The following is an 18,303-nucleotide window of genomic DNA, read 5'->3' as shown; positions in this document are numbered from 1 at the left end:
AATAGCTGAAATTTGGCGGCGAAAGGAAGAGTAAATGTCTTTGACCTCAGATATAAAAGATGAGTTAGCGGAAAAAATCCCCGCTAAGCAGTCTGAGGCGCAGGCGCAAACCGCCAGCATCTTGCGGTTTGCGGGCGGTATTCACCTGATTAATCGCAGCATCGTGGTAGAGGTGGAAGTAGACAATGTTGCGGTAATGCAAAACCTGGTTACCTGTCTGCAACAGCTGTTCGATGCCAACCCGGATGTGGTGCGGGTAGGAGCCAGCGGGATTCGCTGTGATGATCGCTATGTGGTGCGGGTAGTGGAAAATGCTGCTACTTTAGCTCGCCTAACCGGTTTAATTGATCGCGCCGGTCGGCCGGTACGTGGATTGTCTCCTCGGCTGGTATCGGGTGCTTTGGAGGTTTCAAAAGCTACCTGGCGAGGGGCGTTTATGGCACGTGGTTCCCTGGCGCAGCCCGGACGGTCCGGATCTTTAGAGATAACCTGCCCCGGTCCAGAAGCGGCTTTAGCACTGGTAGGAGCGGCCCGTCGCCTCGGAGTAAATGCCAAGTCCCGACAGGTTCGCGGTCTAGACCGAGTAGTGGTTCGCGATGGGGAACAAATCTCTAAACTTTTAGAGGTTATGGGAGCAAGCCGGGCGCAAGCAATATGGGATAAGAATCGGCAAACCAATCAGGTACGAGGTTCAGTTAATCGCTTAGCGAATTTTGATGATGCGAATTTACGTCGCAGTGCCCGGGCAGCGGTAGCGGCGGGAGCGAGGGTGCGCCGAGCCTTTGAAATCTTGGGCGAGGATATTCCCGCTCATCTTTTGCAAGCCGGCAGGTTGCGGCTTCAATATAAGGAAGCTTCCCTAGAAGAGCTGGGACAGAAGGCAAATCCGCCCTTGACTAAAGATGCAGTTGCCGGTCGGATTAGGCGTCTGCTGGCAATGGCGGATAAGGCTGCTCGCGAGCAGGGAATCCCCTCTACCCAGGCGGCAGTCGATGAAGATGATGGGCTTATCTAGGGCGGATTCTAACTATCGCGTAGCTATTAGAAAAAGATTGCTAAATAACGACAATAGACCTAAGCGTAAATCAGGCATTCCGTGTAGAGTGGTCTTTAAGAGGACGGCTCAAGATGATCGTCCCCAGGGCTAAGGCTGCCCGGGTTTCCAGGTGGCGGTAAGCTCTGACCAGTAAGCAGACTCCGCTGGTTAAACCAGCAGTTCAGGAGGATAACAGTGACCATTCGCGTTGGAATCAATGGCTTTGGCCGTATTGGCCGTAACTTCTTCCGGGCCGTTCGTGCTCAGGGTGCTGATATTGAAGTTGTAGCCGTAAATGACCTAACCGATAATAAAACCCTTGCTCACCTGCTAAAGTATGACTCCATTTTGGGTCGTCTAGATGCAGAAGTAACTTATGACGAAGAATCTATCACCGTTGGTGATCACCGGATTGTTACCTTTGAAGAGCGCGATCCTGCCAACCTACCTTGGAGCAAAGTTGGAGCAGATATCGTAATCGAATCTACCGGTTTCTTCACTGACGCTACCAAGGCAAAGGCTCACCTAGAGGGCGGGGCAAAGAAAGTTATTATTTCTGCTCCTGGCAAGAATGTTGATGCCACTTTCGTAATGGGTGTAAACCACACTGATTACGATCCTGAAAAGCACACCGTTATTTCTAACGCCTCTTGTACCACTAACTGCCTTGCTCCGATGGCAAAGGTACTCAATGACAAGTTTGGGATTGAACGTGGCTTGATGACCACTATTCACGCCTACACTGGCGATCAGCGTCTGCATGATGCTCCGCACAAGGATTTGCGTCGCGCTCGTGCTGCTGCTCTGAACATTGTTCCTACCACCACTGGTGCTGCTAAAGCGGTTGCTTTGGTATTGCCGGAACTAAAGGGCAAGTTGGACGGCTATGCTTTGCGCGTGCCGGTACCGACCGGTTCGGTAACCGACCTAACCTTCACCCCCTCCAAGCCCTGCACTGCGGAAGAAATTAATGCCGCTATGAAAGAGGCCGCCGAGGGCGAACTAAAGGGTGTGCTGGCTTACTCGAACGATGAACCGCTAGTATCTACTGACATTGTTACCGATCCTCACACCTCGATTTTCGATTCCGCTTTGACTAAGGTAATCGACGGTCAGGTCAAGGTAGTTTCTTGGTATGACAATGAATGGGGCTACTCCAATTCCCTAGTTAGCTTGACTAAACTGGTTGGAGAGAACCTGTAAATAATAATGCGAACTGACGCTTAAGTTGTGCCCGCCTGCCTGTTTCAGGTAGGCGGGCACAACTTGATGCCGGTGTTCATTCAGCATTTAACCGCAGAAAGGTATAGCAAATAATGGCGCTACGAGATATTAAGTCCCTAGGAGATATTGCCGGTAAAAAAGTCCTGGTGCGCTCCGATTTTAATGTGCCGCTAAAGGACGGCAAGATTACTGATGATGGGCGGATTCGCGCCGCTCTTCCCACTTTAAAAACCCTGATAGAGGCAAAAGCTAAGGTGCTAGTAATGGCGCATCTTGGACGTCCTAAAGGTCAGGTGAATCCGGAGTTTTCGTTGGCGCCGGTAGCGAAACGGCTGGGGGAACTGCTGGGGCAAGATGTTGCTTTAGCTAAAGACACTGTTGGTGAGGACGCTCAACAGCTGGCTTCTGTTTTGGAAGACGGTCAGGTTGTACTGCTAGAGAATGTGCGTTTTGATTCCCGAGAGAATTCCAAGGACGATAGTGAGCGTGAGGCTTTAGCTAAAGAATATGCGCAGCTGGCTGATTGCTTCGTATCTGATGGTTTCGGGGTGGTTCACCGCAAACAGGCTTCGGTTTACGATGTAGCGAAGTTGTTACCATCAGCTGCCGGATATTTAGTTAATAAAGAAATTGAGTCTTTACGGCGGGCAACTGATAATCCGGAACGTCCCTATGGGGTAATCCTGGGTGGTTCCAAAGTCTCTGACAAGCTGGGGGTAATTGCGAATCTACTTGAAAAGGCAGATTTCCTGGCGATTGGCGGGGGGATGGCTTACACGTTCCTAGCTGCTAAAGGCTACGAGGTAGGTACTTCGCTACTGGAAACTGACCAGATTGAGACGGTCAAAGGCTATATCCAAAAAGCAGCCGAACGGGGAGTAGACCTCTTGTTGCCGGTAGATACCCTGGTAGCACCAGAGTTTTCTGCTGATGCCCCGGCTACTTTGGTTGATTGTGACGCTATTCCCAGCGATCAGATGGGACTAGATATTGGTTCAAAGACCGCTCAGCTATTTGCCGATAAGATTCGTTCCGCCAAGACGGTTGCTTGGAACGGTCCGATGGGGGTCTTTGAATTTGAGGCTTTCAGCTCTGGTACCAAGGCAGTTGCGCAAGCTCTTGCTGATTCTGATTGCTTTAGCGTAATTGGTGGGGGAGACTCCGCAGCCGCAGTTCGTACCCTGGGATTTGATGAAAATAAGTTTAGCCATATCTCTACCGGTGGCGGAGCTTCTTTGGAACTATTGGAAGGCAAGACCCTGCCGGGGATTGCCGTATTGGAGGATTAATTATGACTCGTACCCCACTGCTAGCAGGCAACTGGAAAATGAATATGAACCACCTAGAGGCAACTCGTCTGGTTCAAGAACTTGCTTTAGATTTGCAAGATCATCATTTTGACTACCATAACGATGTGGTAGTGGTTCCGCCCTTTACCGATATTCGTTCGGTACAAACCGTGGTGGAATCCGACAACCTGAAGATTACTTACGGAGCGCAAGATGTTTCCGTACACGAATCCGGTGCCTACACCGGTGAAATCGCCGCTTCGATGCTAACTAAACTGGGCTGCTCCTGGGTGGTTGTCGGTCACTCTGAAAGACGGGAATATCATAACGAAAGTGATGAGCTCGTTGGGCAGAAAGCTCAGGTGGCTTTAGAAGCTGGTATGACCCCAATTATCTGTTGTGGGGAAGGACTAGAGGTTCGTAAAGCCGGTGAGCATGTAAATCATGTTGTAAAACAAATTGAAGGCGCATATCAAGGCATTTCTGCTGATGATGCGGTTAATACCGTAGTTGCTTATGAACCTATTTGGGCTATTGGCACCGGTGAAACCGCTACGCCCGAGGATGCCGAAGAGGTTTGTGCAGCAATTCGAGAAAAACTCTCGCAGCTATATTCAGCCGATGTTGCCGAGTCGATTCGCGTTCTTTACGGAGGATCCGTTAAATCGGCGAACGTAGCTGAAATCATGGCTAAACCTAATGTAGATGGTGCTTTGGTTGGCGGAGCCTCTCTGAAAGCCGAGGAATTCTCCAAGATAGTTCGCTTTGATGGCTAGCATTTTACTAGGTAATTCAATCCGCTTTCAGCGGTGAAGTTCCTAACTATTGGCGGCGGGTCACAATAGACCCGCCGCCAATAGGTTATAGTAGTCAGTAAACATACTTATTGGGAGAAGAATTTAGTGCAAACCGTAATTGAAATCATTGCTGAAGTAGTGCTGGTACTATCCAGTTTGTTTCTGATTCTTACCATTTTGATGCATAAAGGATCAGGCGGGGGTCTGTCTGATATGTTCGGTGGCGGTCTTTCCTCCAGCGCCGGCTCATCTGGGGTGGCAATGCGTAACCTGAACCGGATAACTGTCGTTACCGCAGTTGTTTGGTTAATCAGCGTAATTGTTTTGGGCTTATTACCTCGTATGTTTGCGTAGCTCCATCTTCAGGTCATGGCTTAACCGATAGCACTTCCCATGATGCGCGCTAGGTATGCCTCAAAGTCACAAAAATCTGGGTATAAGGTTTCTTGGAAGATTCTTCTCGGGGCTTTAGGTATTTCTTGTCTCCTGGCATTGATTGCGGTTGGAGGGGCGATTGGTTATTCAATGTATCAGGCGGGAAAAGTCAATCAGCCTAAAGCTAGTGTGGCTCCCCCCAGTCCAATTACCCCTAAAACTACCTCTACCCCTCCTCCTAAAAAGGAGGTTCAGATAACTTTAGCGGCTACCGGAGATGTATTACCACATGACGCAATAGTAAAAGAAAGTTGGCGTCACGGATTAGGCTCTCATTTTAAGCCAATGGTAGAAAAAATACGTCCTTGGATAGTAGGGGCGGATATAGCTTTTTTCCACCAAGAAGTTCCTTTTGGAAAGTCCGATAAAGATTCTAAGGGCTACCCCGTATTTAAAGCTCCTATTGGTTGGGCGGCCGATACCAAAGCCCTGGGATATGACGGTTGTTCTACCTCCTCCAATCACACAATTGATCAGGGGACTAAGGGAATCAAGCACACTAACGAAACTTTGCGAGCGCAAGGTCTGGGAGTTACTGGCTCAGCCTCCAGCGCAGACGAAAAACGCTATCAAATGTATGAGGTGAATAAAGAGGGACGTTCCTTCAAATTAGCTCATATTTCCACTGCTTACGGGCTTAATCAGGGAAGGGTAGCAGAGGTAATCAAGAATCCCTGGTGGGTTAATCTTAGTTCTGATGGTCAAATTATTGTAGATATTGCCCGTCAAGCCCGCGCCGATGGTGCCGATTTCGTAGTTGCCTCGGTACATTCCGGCATCGAGTACAACTCCTCTCCCTCCACAGAGCAAGACCGGATAGCTCATAACTTGGCTCGCTCCGGTGAGGTCGATTTATATATTGGGCATCATGCCCATGTTCCCCAGCCAATCCGTAAACTACCCGGTGGTGTAGATAATCAAGGCATGTGGGTATATTACGGCATTGGTAATCTGCTTTCTGCCATGACTCCCACCAGAAATGGGATAGGCAGTCAAGTGGGGCAAATTGCTTTCCCTACAATTACTGTTCCTGCCGAAGGCCGTCCTTATGTTTCCAAAGCCGGATGGATTCCTCTGGTACTTGATAGATCCACAGTCCAGGTATTACCGGGTTATCTGTATGAAAATGGCAGTAAGACCGGAACTCGGTTATCACCGGCAACTGCTGCAAAATATCTAGCTCATGTGCGCAAAGTTACGGAGACGCAAGCAACTGAACTAAAAGACGCGCCCCCTGCCGATTCAATTACCACTATTACCCTCATCAACTAGATTATTGGTTGCTTTAGGTATCTTTATTTAACAGCTAATTAACATTTCCGATTACTTAATCAGTGATTTTCCTGTTCAGCTAGTCGCTATTTCAGTGGGGGATTGCGCCCTAATTATTCGTAGAGTATTGCTAAATTAGAAATCTTAGAAGCTAATGAGTAGATAAAACCTACCTATTATGAATCCGCAAGAATATATCAGGTCTCTTATGGCATAATGATTGCGGTAGCACGATGATGTGTAGGGGAAATAATGAACAAAAAATGCGAAAGTATTATTAAAGGTATCCTGGTGGTCACGATGGCTGGTAGTCTTGGTATTTTAGGGGTCTTACCTAAAGCTATTGCCGCTGGTAATACTGATTATTCACATTTGAACACTTCCGCCCAGATGGTATCTAGTGCACAGAGCGTTCCTTTGACCACGATTGATGGAAAATCCAGATTCCAAAGCCTGAATAACGGATGGAAATTCAATCTTGGAGATATTTCCGGTGCTCAGGCTACGGCCTATAACGATGCAAAATGGCGAACTGTAGATATTCCTCATGACTACAGCATCGAACAACCTTTTTCTAAATCTATGGAAGGAGAAAGTGGATACCTGCCGGGAGGTGTCGGCTGGTATCGCAAGAGCCTCAATCTTCCTTCTGAACTACAGCATAAACGGATAAAACTCAGCTTTGACGGCATCTATATGGATGCCACGATTTATGTAAACGGAACTGAGCTAGCCAATCATCCATATGGATATACGCCTTTTTCTATAGACATCACCGATAACGTAAAGTTCGGTGAAAATAACGTAATTGCTGTTAAAGTGAACCACCAAACGCCTTCGAGTCGCTGGTACTCAGGTTCTGGTATTTATCGCGACGTAGATTTAGTGATAACTGACCCAATTCACATTGCTTCTAGTGGCGTAAAAATTACGCCCAAGAATATCGATACCTATACGGAAGCTGGGTCGCTCGATCTCGATCTAAGCACGAAGATTATCAATGCGGCTGCTTCCCCAAAGACCATAACCTTAAGACATACAATTTCCCCTAAAACCGGGGGCAACAGTATCGGTACGGTAACAAGTACCCCTATAACAGTGGAAGCGGGAAAATCTTTAACCAATTCAACTGCTCTTTCTGCTCAGTCTCCACAGCTGTGGACGATAGAAAAACCGGTGCAGTACCTGGTGAAAACCGAAGTATTTGAGGGTAGTAGACTGCTAGATACCCTCGAAACTAATACTGGCTTCCGCCAACTGACTTTTGATCCAAATACCGGCTTTGCCCTAAACGGTAAGAAAATGAAACTCAAAGGGGTTTCTATGCACCATGACCAAGGGGCGCTAGGAGCAAAAGCCTATCGAGATGCTATCGCGCGGCAGATAGATATCCTCAAGAAAATGGGGGCTAACACCATTCGGATTACCCATAATCCCGCTTCGCGAGATTTGATTGATTTAGCGAATCAAAAAGGAATGCTCCTGATTGAAGAAATCTTCGATGGTTTGCATTGTACGAAAAATGGTAACCAGATGGATTATGCCCGCTTTTTCAATCAGCTCGTACCAAAAGACAGCAAACTAGAAAACGTTACTGCTGGTAGCACCTGGGCACGTTTCGATTTAGAAACAACTATGCGCAGAGATATCAATGCCCCCAGTATCATCATGTGGTCACTGGGAAATGAAATCCAGGAGGGTACTACCTGTGGCATCGACAGTTTCTTAAGCCCGCAGACAAATCTAATTAAGTGGGCAGCGGAAATTGACAATACCCGCCCTCTTACCCGGGGTGATAATGCAATAAAGCATAATAACTCGGCTATAAACGTTATGAAATCTTTGGTATCTACCGCGAAAACATCTGGTACCACTGGCGCGGTCGGGGCTAACTATGCCAATGGCGGACAGTACGATTCTATCCATAGGCAGATTCCGGGAGCTATGCTCTACGGAGCGGAAACCGCCTCATCAGTAAACAGTAGGGGAGTTTATTCCAGAACTACCGATAACCGTCAAACCGCGGATAAACAGCTTACCTCATACGATAATTCTAAAGTGAACTGGGGAGCTACCGCCGCTCAAGCCTGGTTAGACGTGATTAAGCGAGATTTCGTAGCCGGAACTGCGGTCTGGACAGGATTCGATTACCTGGGCGAGCCTACCTTTTGGAATGGGACTTCACCCGGCCCGCAAGGACAATGGCCATCTCCAAAGAATTCCTATTTCGGTATTATCGATACTGCTGGTTTTCCCAAGGATTCCTATTACCTGTATCAAAGTCAGTGGAATGACAAAGTTACCACTCTCCACGTTTTACCGGCCTGGAACCGGAGTATCCTGCAAAATCAAGGAAATGGAAATCAAAAAGTTGTTGTTTACTCGGATGCCAGTGCAGTAGAGCTTTTCTTTACCGGTACAGACGGTAAAAAGAAATCTCTCGGTAAGAAAACTTTCGCGAAAAAAACTACTCCTGCAGGATATAAATATCAGCTTTATGAAGGAAGCGATAAGAGCTCCATCGAATCCGAAAACCTGTATCTTTCTTGGAACGTGCAATATGCAGACGGTACGTTGAGCGCAGTTGCCTATGATGAATCCGGAAATGTTATTACTAATACTCAAGGTCGCGACACAGTTAGCACCGCCGGGAAAGCTGCGAAACTTGACGTTAGCCTAAACAGAACTGAGCTAAGCGCGAATAACCAAGATTTGGCATACGTCGAGGTAACAGTCATAGATGATAACGGGACTCCCGTACCCGATGCCAACCTAAAAGTAGATTTTAATGCTAGCGGAGCCTGCGAAATGATGGGCACAGATGCTGGCAAACAAGACGATCACACCTCCTATCTATCGAGTAGTCGCAACACCTATAACGGTAAGGTTTTAGGAATTGTTAAATCTAAAAAGATAGCTGGACAGTGCACTATAAACGTTTCCGGGACTAACCTTCCCAAAGTTACGAAGACCATTACGGTCACGCCCGCGCCTAACGCTTCCCAAGACCGAGCAATTGATGCTTACTCGTATCCTCGAAACTACTACGTTCAGGTAGGAACCCAGCCGCGCTTGCCCGATAAAATCGATGCTATCTTTACCGATGGCAGCCAAGATGCGGTAGAAGTTACTTGGAATCAAGTACCCAAGGAACAGTATTCTAAGGCAGGATTTTTCACTGTCCTTGGAAAGACTAAGCACGGTCATCAGGTCAGCGCTAATGTCACGATGCTCAACCGCGTAGGTGCGGTTTTGAACTACTCAGCAACTACCCCGGTGGGGATAGTCCCCACTATTCCCGCTACCCGCCCGGCGGTCTTACCGGATGGCACTATTTTGGATGTACAGTTTGACGTTACCTGGCAAAAACCAAACGAAAAGGTTTATTCCAAGGCAGGAACGGTAACTATTGAAGGTAAAGCTAAGTTCCTAGATAAAGAACTTCCGGTCACCGCCACCATCAGGGTGCAAGAAGCAGTAGTGAAGATAGGAGATAGTGTCAGTGGAGCTGCTACTCTCTCCCAGGATATTCCTGCTGATAAACAGTCAGATACCCTCGATGCGATTAAAGACGGTAATACCGCAGTAGGCTCAAATACCCAGGGAGGGGCAAATCCAACTGCCTGGACAAACTATACTAATTCCCAAGCTGGTGATAACAGTGCAGCTATAGAATTCAAATATGCTACTCAGCAAACTTTTGGTGAGTTCAATGTTTATTTCTTTAAGGATTCTTATTCTGCCCGCTATCCCGATGGGGGAACCACCAAGTTTTATGTAAAAGAAGCCGCTGGTGACCAATGGAAACCAGTGGAAACTACCGAAAGTATTGCCACTAGCGAACATCCTGAAAACGTTAAAAAGTATTCCTATGCTTTGAAAAAGCCGGTAAATGCCACCTATGTAAAACTTGAAGTAATTAATAAGTCTGAACAGCTTAGCGGTCGTAATCCCTGTACCGGGATTACCGAAGTGGAATTAAAAACCGCTTCCAACACTACCTCTACCTTCAGTACCGCTAAGCTAGCGTCACTGCAAGTAAATGGGGAAAACCTTTCGAAATCAGTGCTTAAGTCCTTTGAATATGCCACCCCAGCCGAGAAAATAACGCAGATAAAGGCACTGGCGAAAGATAACGCGGCGATAACTGTACTTCCTGAATACGAGGGCGTAGCCCGGGTGATTATCGAATCGGAAGACCACAAAACAATTAATACTTTCAAGATTTATCTAGGGAAGGAACAACCAGAACCGGCCGATGATGCTAGCAGAGACCTACCAGTTAATCAGCTAAACATTGAGGTCGGAAGCCAAGCTAAAACCGCAGGAAACAACTCCAAAGGTAGCGCCATAGATAACGATGCAAATACGCTCTGGCATACCCCTTGGGGGGCGGACAACCCGATTAATGGCAATGCCGATAATTTTGCAAGCGCCGGTTGGGCAGTATTGATTCTAAAACAGCCCACCGACCTAGAGGCTCTGCGGTATCTTCCCCGCAAAGACGGAAACAACGGTACTATTACCGGTTACAAAGTTTACGTTAGTAACACGGACAATCCCCAGGGCTCTACCCGCCCTGACGGGGTGCGACTTCCCGCCGAGAACCAATATACTTTAGTATCTCAAGGCTCGTGGGACGATAATTCCGACTGGAAGCTGGCGCAATTCGATAAAGTACATACCGCTAAATATGTGAAACTTGTTCCTACCTCCTCGGTAAGCGACACGAAACCAAATATGTTTGTAAGTGCAGCTGAACTGCGTTTGCGACAACCGAAACCACGGATCGACCTCAGTGATGACACCCTAGGTTATAGCGTGAGCGTTAAGCCCACAGTTATTGAAGTCGATGCAGTAGATGCTGCTCATCCGGCTCGTCCTCAGACGGTCACGGTAAAAGACAAACAGGGCAAAACCCTGATTGAGGGCGTAAATTACCGTTTAACCTACGTGGCTGATACTCAGGTAGGTACCGCGATGGTCACTGTAAGTGGCATCAATACTCACAAAGGTCAGTTGAGTGCTCAATACCAAATCAAGCTAAAGAAAAACCCCGGGTCTTCCCAGCAGCCTGGGGGAGATTCACAGGTTAATCCAGGTACGAATCCAAACCCGGGTTCCAAGCCTGGTAAAAATACTAATCCAGCAACCAAACCTGGCGGACAAGACACTACCATGCCCCCTTCTGGCAGTTCAGCTAGCAATACAGGGAGAAAGACCTCTAGTTCAATCGCAAATACCGGCGCTAATACTCTTTGGTCATGGGGGATTATGCTCGCGGTCGGATTAGTTACCGGGGGATTGAGCATCTTGAAATATCAAAGTCACAAACGCAAGACTTCATAGCGTTAGACCTCGATAGCTAAACCTGGAAAATCAAACTGCTAACCTGGTTTAGCTATCGGGAAGTATTAGCAATAATGCTTGCTATTGCGTACATAGTTTGCTACCTCACACTGTGTGCCTAGCATTTCCGCAAACCCGCTTAGTGCCATAAGATTAGCAACGTTGCAAGTAATTCTAATCAGCATGGCAGTATTTATTTGTCAGTGCTGTTCAACCTGCTTCAGGAGTGTATTTCGTGAAAACAGACGTGGAAAAGCTGGAAGAAACCAGGGCTAAACTAACCGTTCAGGTGCCTTACGAGGATCTCAAACCTGAAATAGATAAGGTTTATAAGCAGGTTGGAAAGCAGGTTTCGATTCCTGGTTTTCGTCCTGGTCATGTACCGACGAGGATAATCGACCAGCGGATCGGACGCGGCTACGTACTAGAACAGGCTATTAACGAACGTCTAGGAGACTATTACGGGCGCGCTCTTGGGGAAGCAGACCTGACCCCTCTGGGGCAACCCGAGGTTGAAGTAGTTGAAACTCCCGCCGTTGAAGGTAAGCCCGGAGGCGATTTAAAGTTCACTGCCGAGGTTGATATTGTTCCTGATTTCGATTTACCTTCCCTTGAGGGTCTTTCTTTAGAGGTTTCTAAACTGGAAGTATCGGACGAGGACGTAGAAAAAGAACTTGATCAGCTGCGTGATCGTTTTGCTTCCCTAAAGACCGTAGACCGTCCGGCTCAAGACGGTGACTTTACCTCGATTGATATGGTTGCCAAGATTGGGGACGAGGAAATCGATTCGGTTTCTGGGGTTTCCTACCAGATTGGTTCTGCGTCCATGCTAGAGGGGATGGATGAAGCCCTAAATGGCATGAAAGCCGAGGAAACCACCGAGTTTAAATCCACTTTGAAGGGTGGAGACCACGAGGGAGAAGAAGCTGATGTCACCCTCACTCTCCATAAGGTAAAAGAGCGGGAACTGCCGGAAGCTGACGATGATTTCGCCCAGATGGCTTCCGAGTTCGACACTATCGGAGAGCTTCGCAGCGATTTGCGCGTTAATGTAGAGAAGATGCGCCGTCAGCAGCAGGCTTTGGAAGCCCGTGAAAAGCTCCAGGACTACCTGGTAGATAATACTGATTTCCCGCTTCCGCAAGCCTTTATTGACTCTGAGGTCGATCGCCTGGCAGACGGAAAAGAAGAGGCTGATCGTGACGAACTAGCCGAGACGGTTAAGAAGCAAGCTAAACAGCAGATTATTGTAGACCGGATTGCGAATGAGCGTGACGTAGAAATCGACCCCAACGAGCTTTACCAGTCTATTTTCGAGATTGCGCAAATGTATGGGGTTGATCCAATGCAGCTAATTAAGGATCAAAGTCAAGTGGCTGCCATGGGGCAGGATTTGCGTCGCAACCGCGCCCTGGTATCGGCTCTGCGGGAAGTAACGGTAAAGGACGAAGAGGGCACCGAAATTGATCTTTCGGAGTTCACCAAGGATCCGGCCGAAGCACGTGCGGAACAAGCAGCTATGGCTGCCGCCGAACAGACAGCTGCCCCTAGCGAAGAGGAAGTATCTGGTAGCGAAGACTAGATTTCTGCTGGGTATCTAGCTGAAAGTATCTCAGCGGTGAAGCAGTTTTGTTGGGGCGGGAAGGACTGGCTTCCCGCCCCAACAACATATACCGGCTACAAATCTGGCTAGCATATCCGGATAAACAAGTTTTCATGCGCTGAAAGCGTAAAAGGGCATGGCAGAGAAGAAAAGTCATCTTAAAGACGGTAGTTTGATAGAGAATCGTTTTAGTTCCACAGATAAGGAAAAACACGTGCACACTTCGACAGTAAGAAATGAGGGAGATGTCCCTGGCTCCTTGGCTTTAGGAGATCATGTTTTCAACAAACTGTTAAAAGAACGGATTATTTGGTTAGGGTCAGAAGTTGGCGAAGAAAACGCTAACCAGATTTGTGCCCAGATGATGTTATTGGCAGCCCAAGATTCCGAAAAGCCGATTTTCCTATATATCAACTCCCCTGGTGGCTCGGTGACAGCCGGCATGGCTATCTACGACACCATGCAATACATTGAACCCGAGGTGGTTACAGTAGCCTTAGGGATGGCTGCCTCTATGGGGCAATTGCTACTATCTGCCGGGGCTCCCGGTAAACGCTATGCGACCCCACACGCTCGGATTTTGATGCATCAACCCTCCGGAGGAGTGGGGGGAACTGCTTCCGATATTCGCATTAACGCTAATCTGATTTTGCAAATGAAAAAGGAATTAGCCGAGATTATCGCCCAGCGTACCGGTAAATCTGTGGAACAGATTCGCCAAGATTCCGAACGTGACCACTGGTTCACAGCTCAAGAAGCTTTGGAATATGGTTTCATCGATCATGTCATAACTTCTGCTCGGAATCTGGGCAGCGACGGAAAGGAACTTTAACCCGATGTTTTCCCCGCTATACCCGGCTGGTAACCCCCGTTTACCTAAAGCTATGCCTACTAATCGTTACGTGCTTCCCGAATTTGAAGAACGCACGTCCTATGGATTTAAGCGTCAAAACCCCTATACCAAGCTATTTGATGAGCGCATCATTTTCTTAGGGGTGCAGGTTGATGATTCTTCGGCTGACGATATTATGGCGCAGCTTTTGGTATTGGAATCTCAAGACCCCGATTCTCTAATCACCATGTACATTAACTCTCCGGGTGGCTCTTTCACCGCCATGACGGCAATCTATGACACTATGCAGTACGTTAAACCCCAGATTCAGACGGTCTGCCTGGGTCAGGCTGCTTCGGCAGCAGCAGTACTGCTAGCTGGGGGTTCACCGGGTTCTCGTCTTGCCTTACCGAACGCACGTATCGTGATTCATCAGCCCTCTATGCAGGGATCGCAAGGCCAAGCCACCGATATCGAGATTATTGCGGAAGAAATTGACCGGATGCGTACCTGGTTAGAAGAAACCATCGCTGAGCATTCCGGTCAGACCGTCGAAAAGGTGCGCAAAGATATTGAACGGGACAAGATTCTGACTGCCCAGGCCGCAAAGGAATATGGTTTAATCGACCAGGTTTTACAGTCCCGTAAAACCTCCCTTAAAAAGTAGAATCTGCCAGTCAGCGTGTTGATGCCTACAAGCTACAAAATACGTTTAGGCTAAGAAAAGCGGATTTGATTTAGGAGGAAGCCTTGGTGGAGGAAGAGGCCGAGCTACTTAAATGCTCGTTTTGCGGAAAAACGCAACGACAGGTACGCAAACTGATTGCCGGACCGGCGGTGTATATCTGTAATGAGTGCGTTGATCTTTGCAATGAAATCATGGAAGAGGACTCTGCAAAGCACTCTCGTTCCAAAGCCAAGCCTTTGCCTAAACCTAAAGAAATCTACGATTTTCTTAATAACTACGTTATTGGGCAAGACCAAGCCAAAAGGGCGCTTTCAGTCGCGGTTTATAACCATTACAAGCGGGTGCAGGCAAAAGAGCGGGGTCAAAACATTGATATGTCGCTCACCAAATCTAATATTTTACTGCTCGGGCCTACTGGCTGCGGTAAAACTCATTTGGCGCGCTCGTTAGCTAAACTGCTTAACGTCCCGTTTGCGATTGTTGATGCTACGGCACTAACTGAAGCCGGCTACGTAGGTGAGGACGTTGAAAACATCCTGCTTAAGTTAATTAATGCCGCCGATGGGGATATTAAACGGGCAGAGCGCGGGATTATCTATATTGATGAGATTGATAAGATTTCCCGCAAAGCCGAGAACGCCTCGATTACCCGCGACGTGTCGGGGGAGGGCGTTCAACAGGCACTCTTAAAAATTATTGAGGGTACGGTGGCCTCGGTACCGCCGCAGGGTGGACGTAAACATCCTCACCAGGATTATCTAGAGATTGATACCAATTCCATCCTATTTATCGCTGCTGGTGCTTTTGCCGGAATAGACGACATTGTCAAGTCCCGGCTTGGGCAACATTCCACCGGTTTTGGTTCTTCCTTAAAATCTTCTGCCGAACATGGGGATCTTTACGCACAGGTCAGTGCGGATGATTTGCACCGTTTTGGGCTTATCCCCGAGTTTATTGGACGTTTGCCGGTGCTTACTTCGGTAAAACAACTTAGTGAATCAGATTTGGTGCGGGTACTGGTAGAGCCAGAAAACTCCCTGGTTACCCAATATTGTTCCCTGTTTGAACTAGATGGGGTTGATTTACATTTCACCGATGGGGCTATCAGAGCTATGGCTCGGATGGCCAAGGAAAGAGGCACGGGAGCCAGGGCGCTTTCTTCCATTATGGAGGCAGTGCTTAAAGAAACTATGTTTGAGGTTCCCTCTCAGCCGGACGTACGTTCCGTCACTATCACTGAGGAAGTGGTGAACCAGGGGGCTAAACCCACTTTGCTAGAATCTATTCCCCGTTCAAAGACAGCTTAATACCTACTATGCAGCTAGGATGATACCATCAAGGTTATAGGTTTTATCGAAAACTGTCTCAATACTTAGCTTGGACACTTATAGCTGAGCCCTGCGGCAGTGCTTTATCCTTAGGGCATGGATAACAAGCAGGATAACAAACTTCCGGACATTCCCCCGCAGTTACTAAAGGCACGTGCCACTATCGACAATATAGATGCGGCGTTAATTCATATCTTGGCTGAGCGTTTCAAATGTACCCAAAAAGTTGGTTATTTAAAGGCAGAACTGGGGCTTAAAGCTGAAGATAAAAACCGAGAGAAACAGCAGGTAAAGCGACTACGTAACCTGGCGGAAGAAGCCGGTCTCGATCCGGTATTTGCCGAAAAGTTCCTTAAATTTATTGTGGAGGAAGTTATCCGGCATCATATTGGAATAGCGGAGCAGCAAAATCGGAATGAATAGCCAAAAGTACCTCTAGCCTAATATCTATATCCCTCTAGAGGGAGAACCGTTTAGATACCGCGAGCCTAGCTTTTTAAGAATCGGCTAGATAAAAAATAATAACTATCCCTATTCTTGTTCCAGCGGACCGCCGTAAATGGCGTTAATCTCGTTCTCGAAACGCTTGATTACTACCGAACGTTTTACCTTCAGCGAAGGCGTCATCGTACCGTTTTCTAAAGAAAAATCGGTGGTGAGGACGCGAATCTTGCGGATGGATTCGGCGCGCGAGACCTTCTGATTAGCTCTGCCCACCGCGCGCTCTAAGGCTTTTAGTACAGCCGGGTGACGCGCCGCATCTGAAACATCCATCGGTGGCAGGTTGTGATTGCGTAGCCAACCGGGGAGCATTTCTGAATCTAAAGTTACTAATGCTGCGATAAAGGGACGCCTATCGCCTACGACTACCACATTCGAGATTAGCGGGTGTCCGCGCAGACCATCTTCTAAGATTTCTGGAGAGACATTTTTGCCCCCGGCGGTCACAATTATTTCTTTCATGCGACCAGTTATATAAACAAAGCCATCAGTATCAATCCAGCCTTTATCTCCGGTTCGTAGCCAACCATCTTCGGTGTAGAGGGGGTTGTCTTTAGAGTCGATATTCAGGTAACCCTTCGACATGGGGTTACCTTTAAACTGAATTTCACCAACGTCAGAAGTTCTAACCGCAATTCCTGGTACCGGCTGCCCAACAGAACCAATTTTTGCCCGGTGGGGGACATTAACGGTTGCCGGCCCTAGTGTTTCCGTCAAGCCGTAACCTTCACAAACCGTGACTCCAATCCCGCGGAAGAAATGTCCCAGCCGTACCGATAGGGGGCCGCCCCCGGAAATAATATATTTCGCGTTTCCGCCCAATAGGTTGGTCAGGCGCGACAAGATTAGTTGGTAAAATACTTGTCTGCGAACCTTGAGGGCTCGGGACGGCCCTTCTGCCGTATCGAGCGCTTTTGAATAGTCGATGGCAGATTTAGCCGCTAGTCTAAATAGCCGCAGCTTCAAGCCGTGACCAGCAGAAGCATCGGCGGCATTGTAAACTTTCTCGAGGACGCGCGGTACAGCCAAAATATATGAGGGCTTAAAGGAAGCTAAATCCGCTAATAGATTCTTGGTGTCAGGTACTAATCCGAGAACCCCAGGTCCTAGCAACGCCCCCCAGGACACCAGCCGCGCCAAGGCATGGGCAACCGGTAAGAACAATAAACAGCGGGTAGTCTTTTGCATCCCGATTTCTGTCAAATAGTCTAAAAGATTAGGCAATAGGGAAGTCGCATTACCTTGGGTTATTACTGTACCTTTAGGGCGTCCAGTGGTTCCAGAAGTATAAATAATGGTGGCGACACTATCGGCGGTCAGCTGATTGTTATAGGAATCGATAACTGCCGGAGCTATTTGCCGTCCGGCCTCGATAATAGAAAGTAAATCTCCAGCCGCTAAGGAATAGATTTTGCATTTATGTTCCGCGCGACCAGCAACCGCGTGCATTAGTTCCACCGAGGACTGGGTAGAGACGATTGCGTAATGAATATCGGCGTCCTGTAAAATCCATTCGATTTGCGCTGCCGAGTCAGTTTCGTAAATCGGGACAGTCACGACCCCAATAGCTAGGCAAGCCATATCGATTAGCGTCCACTCGTAGGAAGTTGGACCGTGCAAAGCCAAGCAATCTCCCGGTTTTAGACCAATCCCTAGCAGACCGCGAGACACTGAGCTAATCTCATCCCAAAATTCTCCGGCGGACAGTTTTCTCCACTGTTCCCCGAGTAGGGTTTTTTGTTCAATAACGGTCTGGGAGGGATCTTGAGTTACTCGCCGCCGAAATAGAGAGACAACGTTTTCGTTTTCTCCCCACTGGGAGATGGCGGGCATTGAGAACTCCTTAAGCGTTCCGGGAGCTTTACCTGCTACCGCCACTGTTCCGGGGGGAAATCCGATAACGGGTTCGGTCTTTACTTGTTTGTCCTTAAACCAGTCCATCATGATAG

The 18,303-nt window shown here is 48.0% G+C and carries 13 protein-coding genes; 12 read left to right on the top strand and 1 reads right to left on the bottom strand.

Annotation, left to right across the window (positions count from 1 at the left end; translation table 11 throughout):
* The first annotated feature begins 34 nt into the window (after window positions 1-34).
* From whiA to PG728_RS03190, 12 genes are all read left to right on the top strand, one after another.
* A complete protein-coding gene (gene whiA, locus PG728_RS03245; protein WP_072509617.1) occupies window positions 35-1,015 on the top strand; it encodes a DNA-binding protein WhiA in 981 nt (326 codons plus the stop codon).
* 216 nt (window positions 1,016-1,231) lie between these two features.
* Complete coding sequence (gene gap / locus PG728_RS03240) at window positions 1,232-2,239, top strand: type I glyceraldehyde-3-phosphate dehydrogenase (RefSeq protein ID WP_072509618.1); 1,008 nt, start codon at window positions 1,232-1,234, stop codon at window positions 2,237-2,239.
* 113 nt (window positions 2,240-2,352) lie between these two features.
* Entirely contained in the window at window positions 2,353-3,549 is a 1,197-nt protein-coding gene (locus PG728_RS03235; protein WP_270625820.1) for a phosphoglycerate kinase, read from the top strand.
* A gap of 2 nt (window positions 3,550-3,551) precedes the next feature.
* Window positions 3,552-4,325 carry a triose-phosphate isomerase gene (gene tpiA / locus PG728_RS03230; protein ID WP_072509620.1) on the top strand — a complete coding sequence of 258 codons (774 nt, stop codon included), beginning with the start codon at window positions 3,552-3,554 and terminating at the stop codon, window positions 4,323-4,325.
* A 126-nt stretch (window positions 4,326-4,451) separates the two neighbouring features.
* Entirely contained in the window at window positions 4,452-4,700 is a 249-nt protein-coding gene (gene secG, locus PG728_RS03225; protein ID WP_270625819.1) for a preprotein translocase subunit SecG, read from the top strand.
* Between the two features lie 39 nt (window positions 4,701-4,739).
* On the top strand, window positions 4,740-6,053 hold the full coding sequence (locus PG728_RS03220) for a CapA family protein (protein ID WP_270625817.1): 1,314 nt from the start codon (window positions 4,740-4,742) through the stop codon (window positions 6,051-6,053).
* 252 nt (window positions 6,054-6,305) lie between these two features.
* The gene (locus tag PG728_RS03215) at window positions 6,306-11,402 is read left to right on the top strand and encodes a sugar-binding domain-containing protein (protein WP_270625816.1); all 5,097 of its coding nucleotides are present in this window, start codon (window positions 6,306-6,308) and stop codon (window positions 11,400-11,402) included.
* A gap of 235 nt (window positions 11,403-11,637) precedes the next feature.
* Complete coding sequence (gene tig / locus PG728_RS03210; RefSeq protein ID WP_270625814.1) at window positions 11,638-12,984, top strand: trigger factor; 1,347 nt, start codon at window positions 11,638-11,640, stop codon at window positions 12,982-12,984.
* Window positions 12,985-13,141: 157 nt separating this feature from the next.
* Window positions 13,142-13,837 (top strand): ClpP family protease, encoded by a 696-nt coding sequence (locus tag PG728_RS03205; RefSeq protein WP_270625813.1) that lies wholly within the window; start codon window positions 13,142-13,144, stop codon window positions 13,835-13,837.
* 4 nt (window positions 13,838-13,841) lie between these two features.
* Window positions 13,842-14,504 (top strand): ATP-dependent Clp protease proteolytic subunit, encoded by a 663-nt coding sequence (locus PG728_RS03200; RefSeq protein ID WP_072509625.1) that lies wholly within the window; start codon window positions 13,842-13,844, stop codon window positions 14,502-14,504.
* 83 nt (window positions 14,505-14,587) lie between these two features.
* A complete protein-coding gene (clpX, locus tag PG728_RS03195) occupies window positions 14,588-15,832 on the top strand; it encodes an ATP-dependent Clp protease ATP-binding subunit ClpX (RefSeq protein ID WP_072509626.1) in 1,245 nt (414 codons plus the stop codon).
* A gap of 117 nt (window positions 15,833-15,949) precedes the next feature.
* Entirely contained in the window at window positions 15,950-16,276 is a 327-nt protein-coding gene (locus PG728_RS03190) for a chorismate mutase (RefSeq protein ID WP_072509627.1), read from the top strand.
* A gap of 108 nt (window positions 16,277-16,384) precedes the next feature.
* Here PG728_RS03190 and PG728_RS03185 read toward each other — a convergent pair whose 3' ends face one another.
* Entirely contained in the window at window positions 16,385-18,298 is a 1,914-nt protein-coding gene (locus PG728_RS03185; protein ID WP_270625807.1) for an AMP-dependent synthetase/ligase, read from the bottom strand.
* Window positions 18,299-18,303: the final 5 nt, after the last annotated feature.

The organism is Varibaculum timonense, assembly GCF_027694345.1.
Lineage (GTDB): Bacteria > Actinomycetota > Actinomycetes > Actinomycetales > Actinomycetaceae > Varibaculum > Varibaculum timonense_A.
This window is presented reverse-complemented; position numbering and strand designations above follow the sequence as displayed.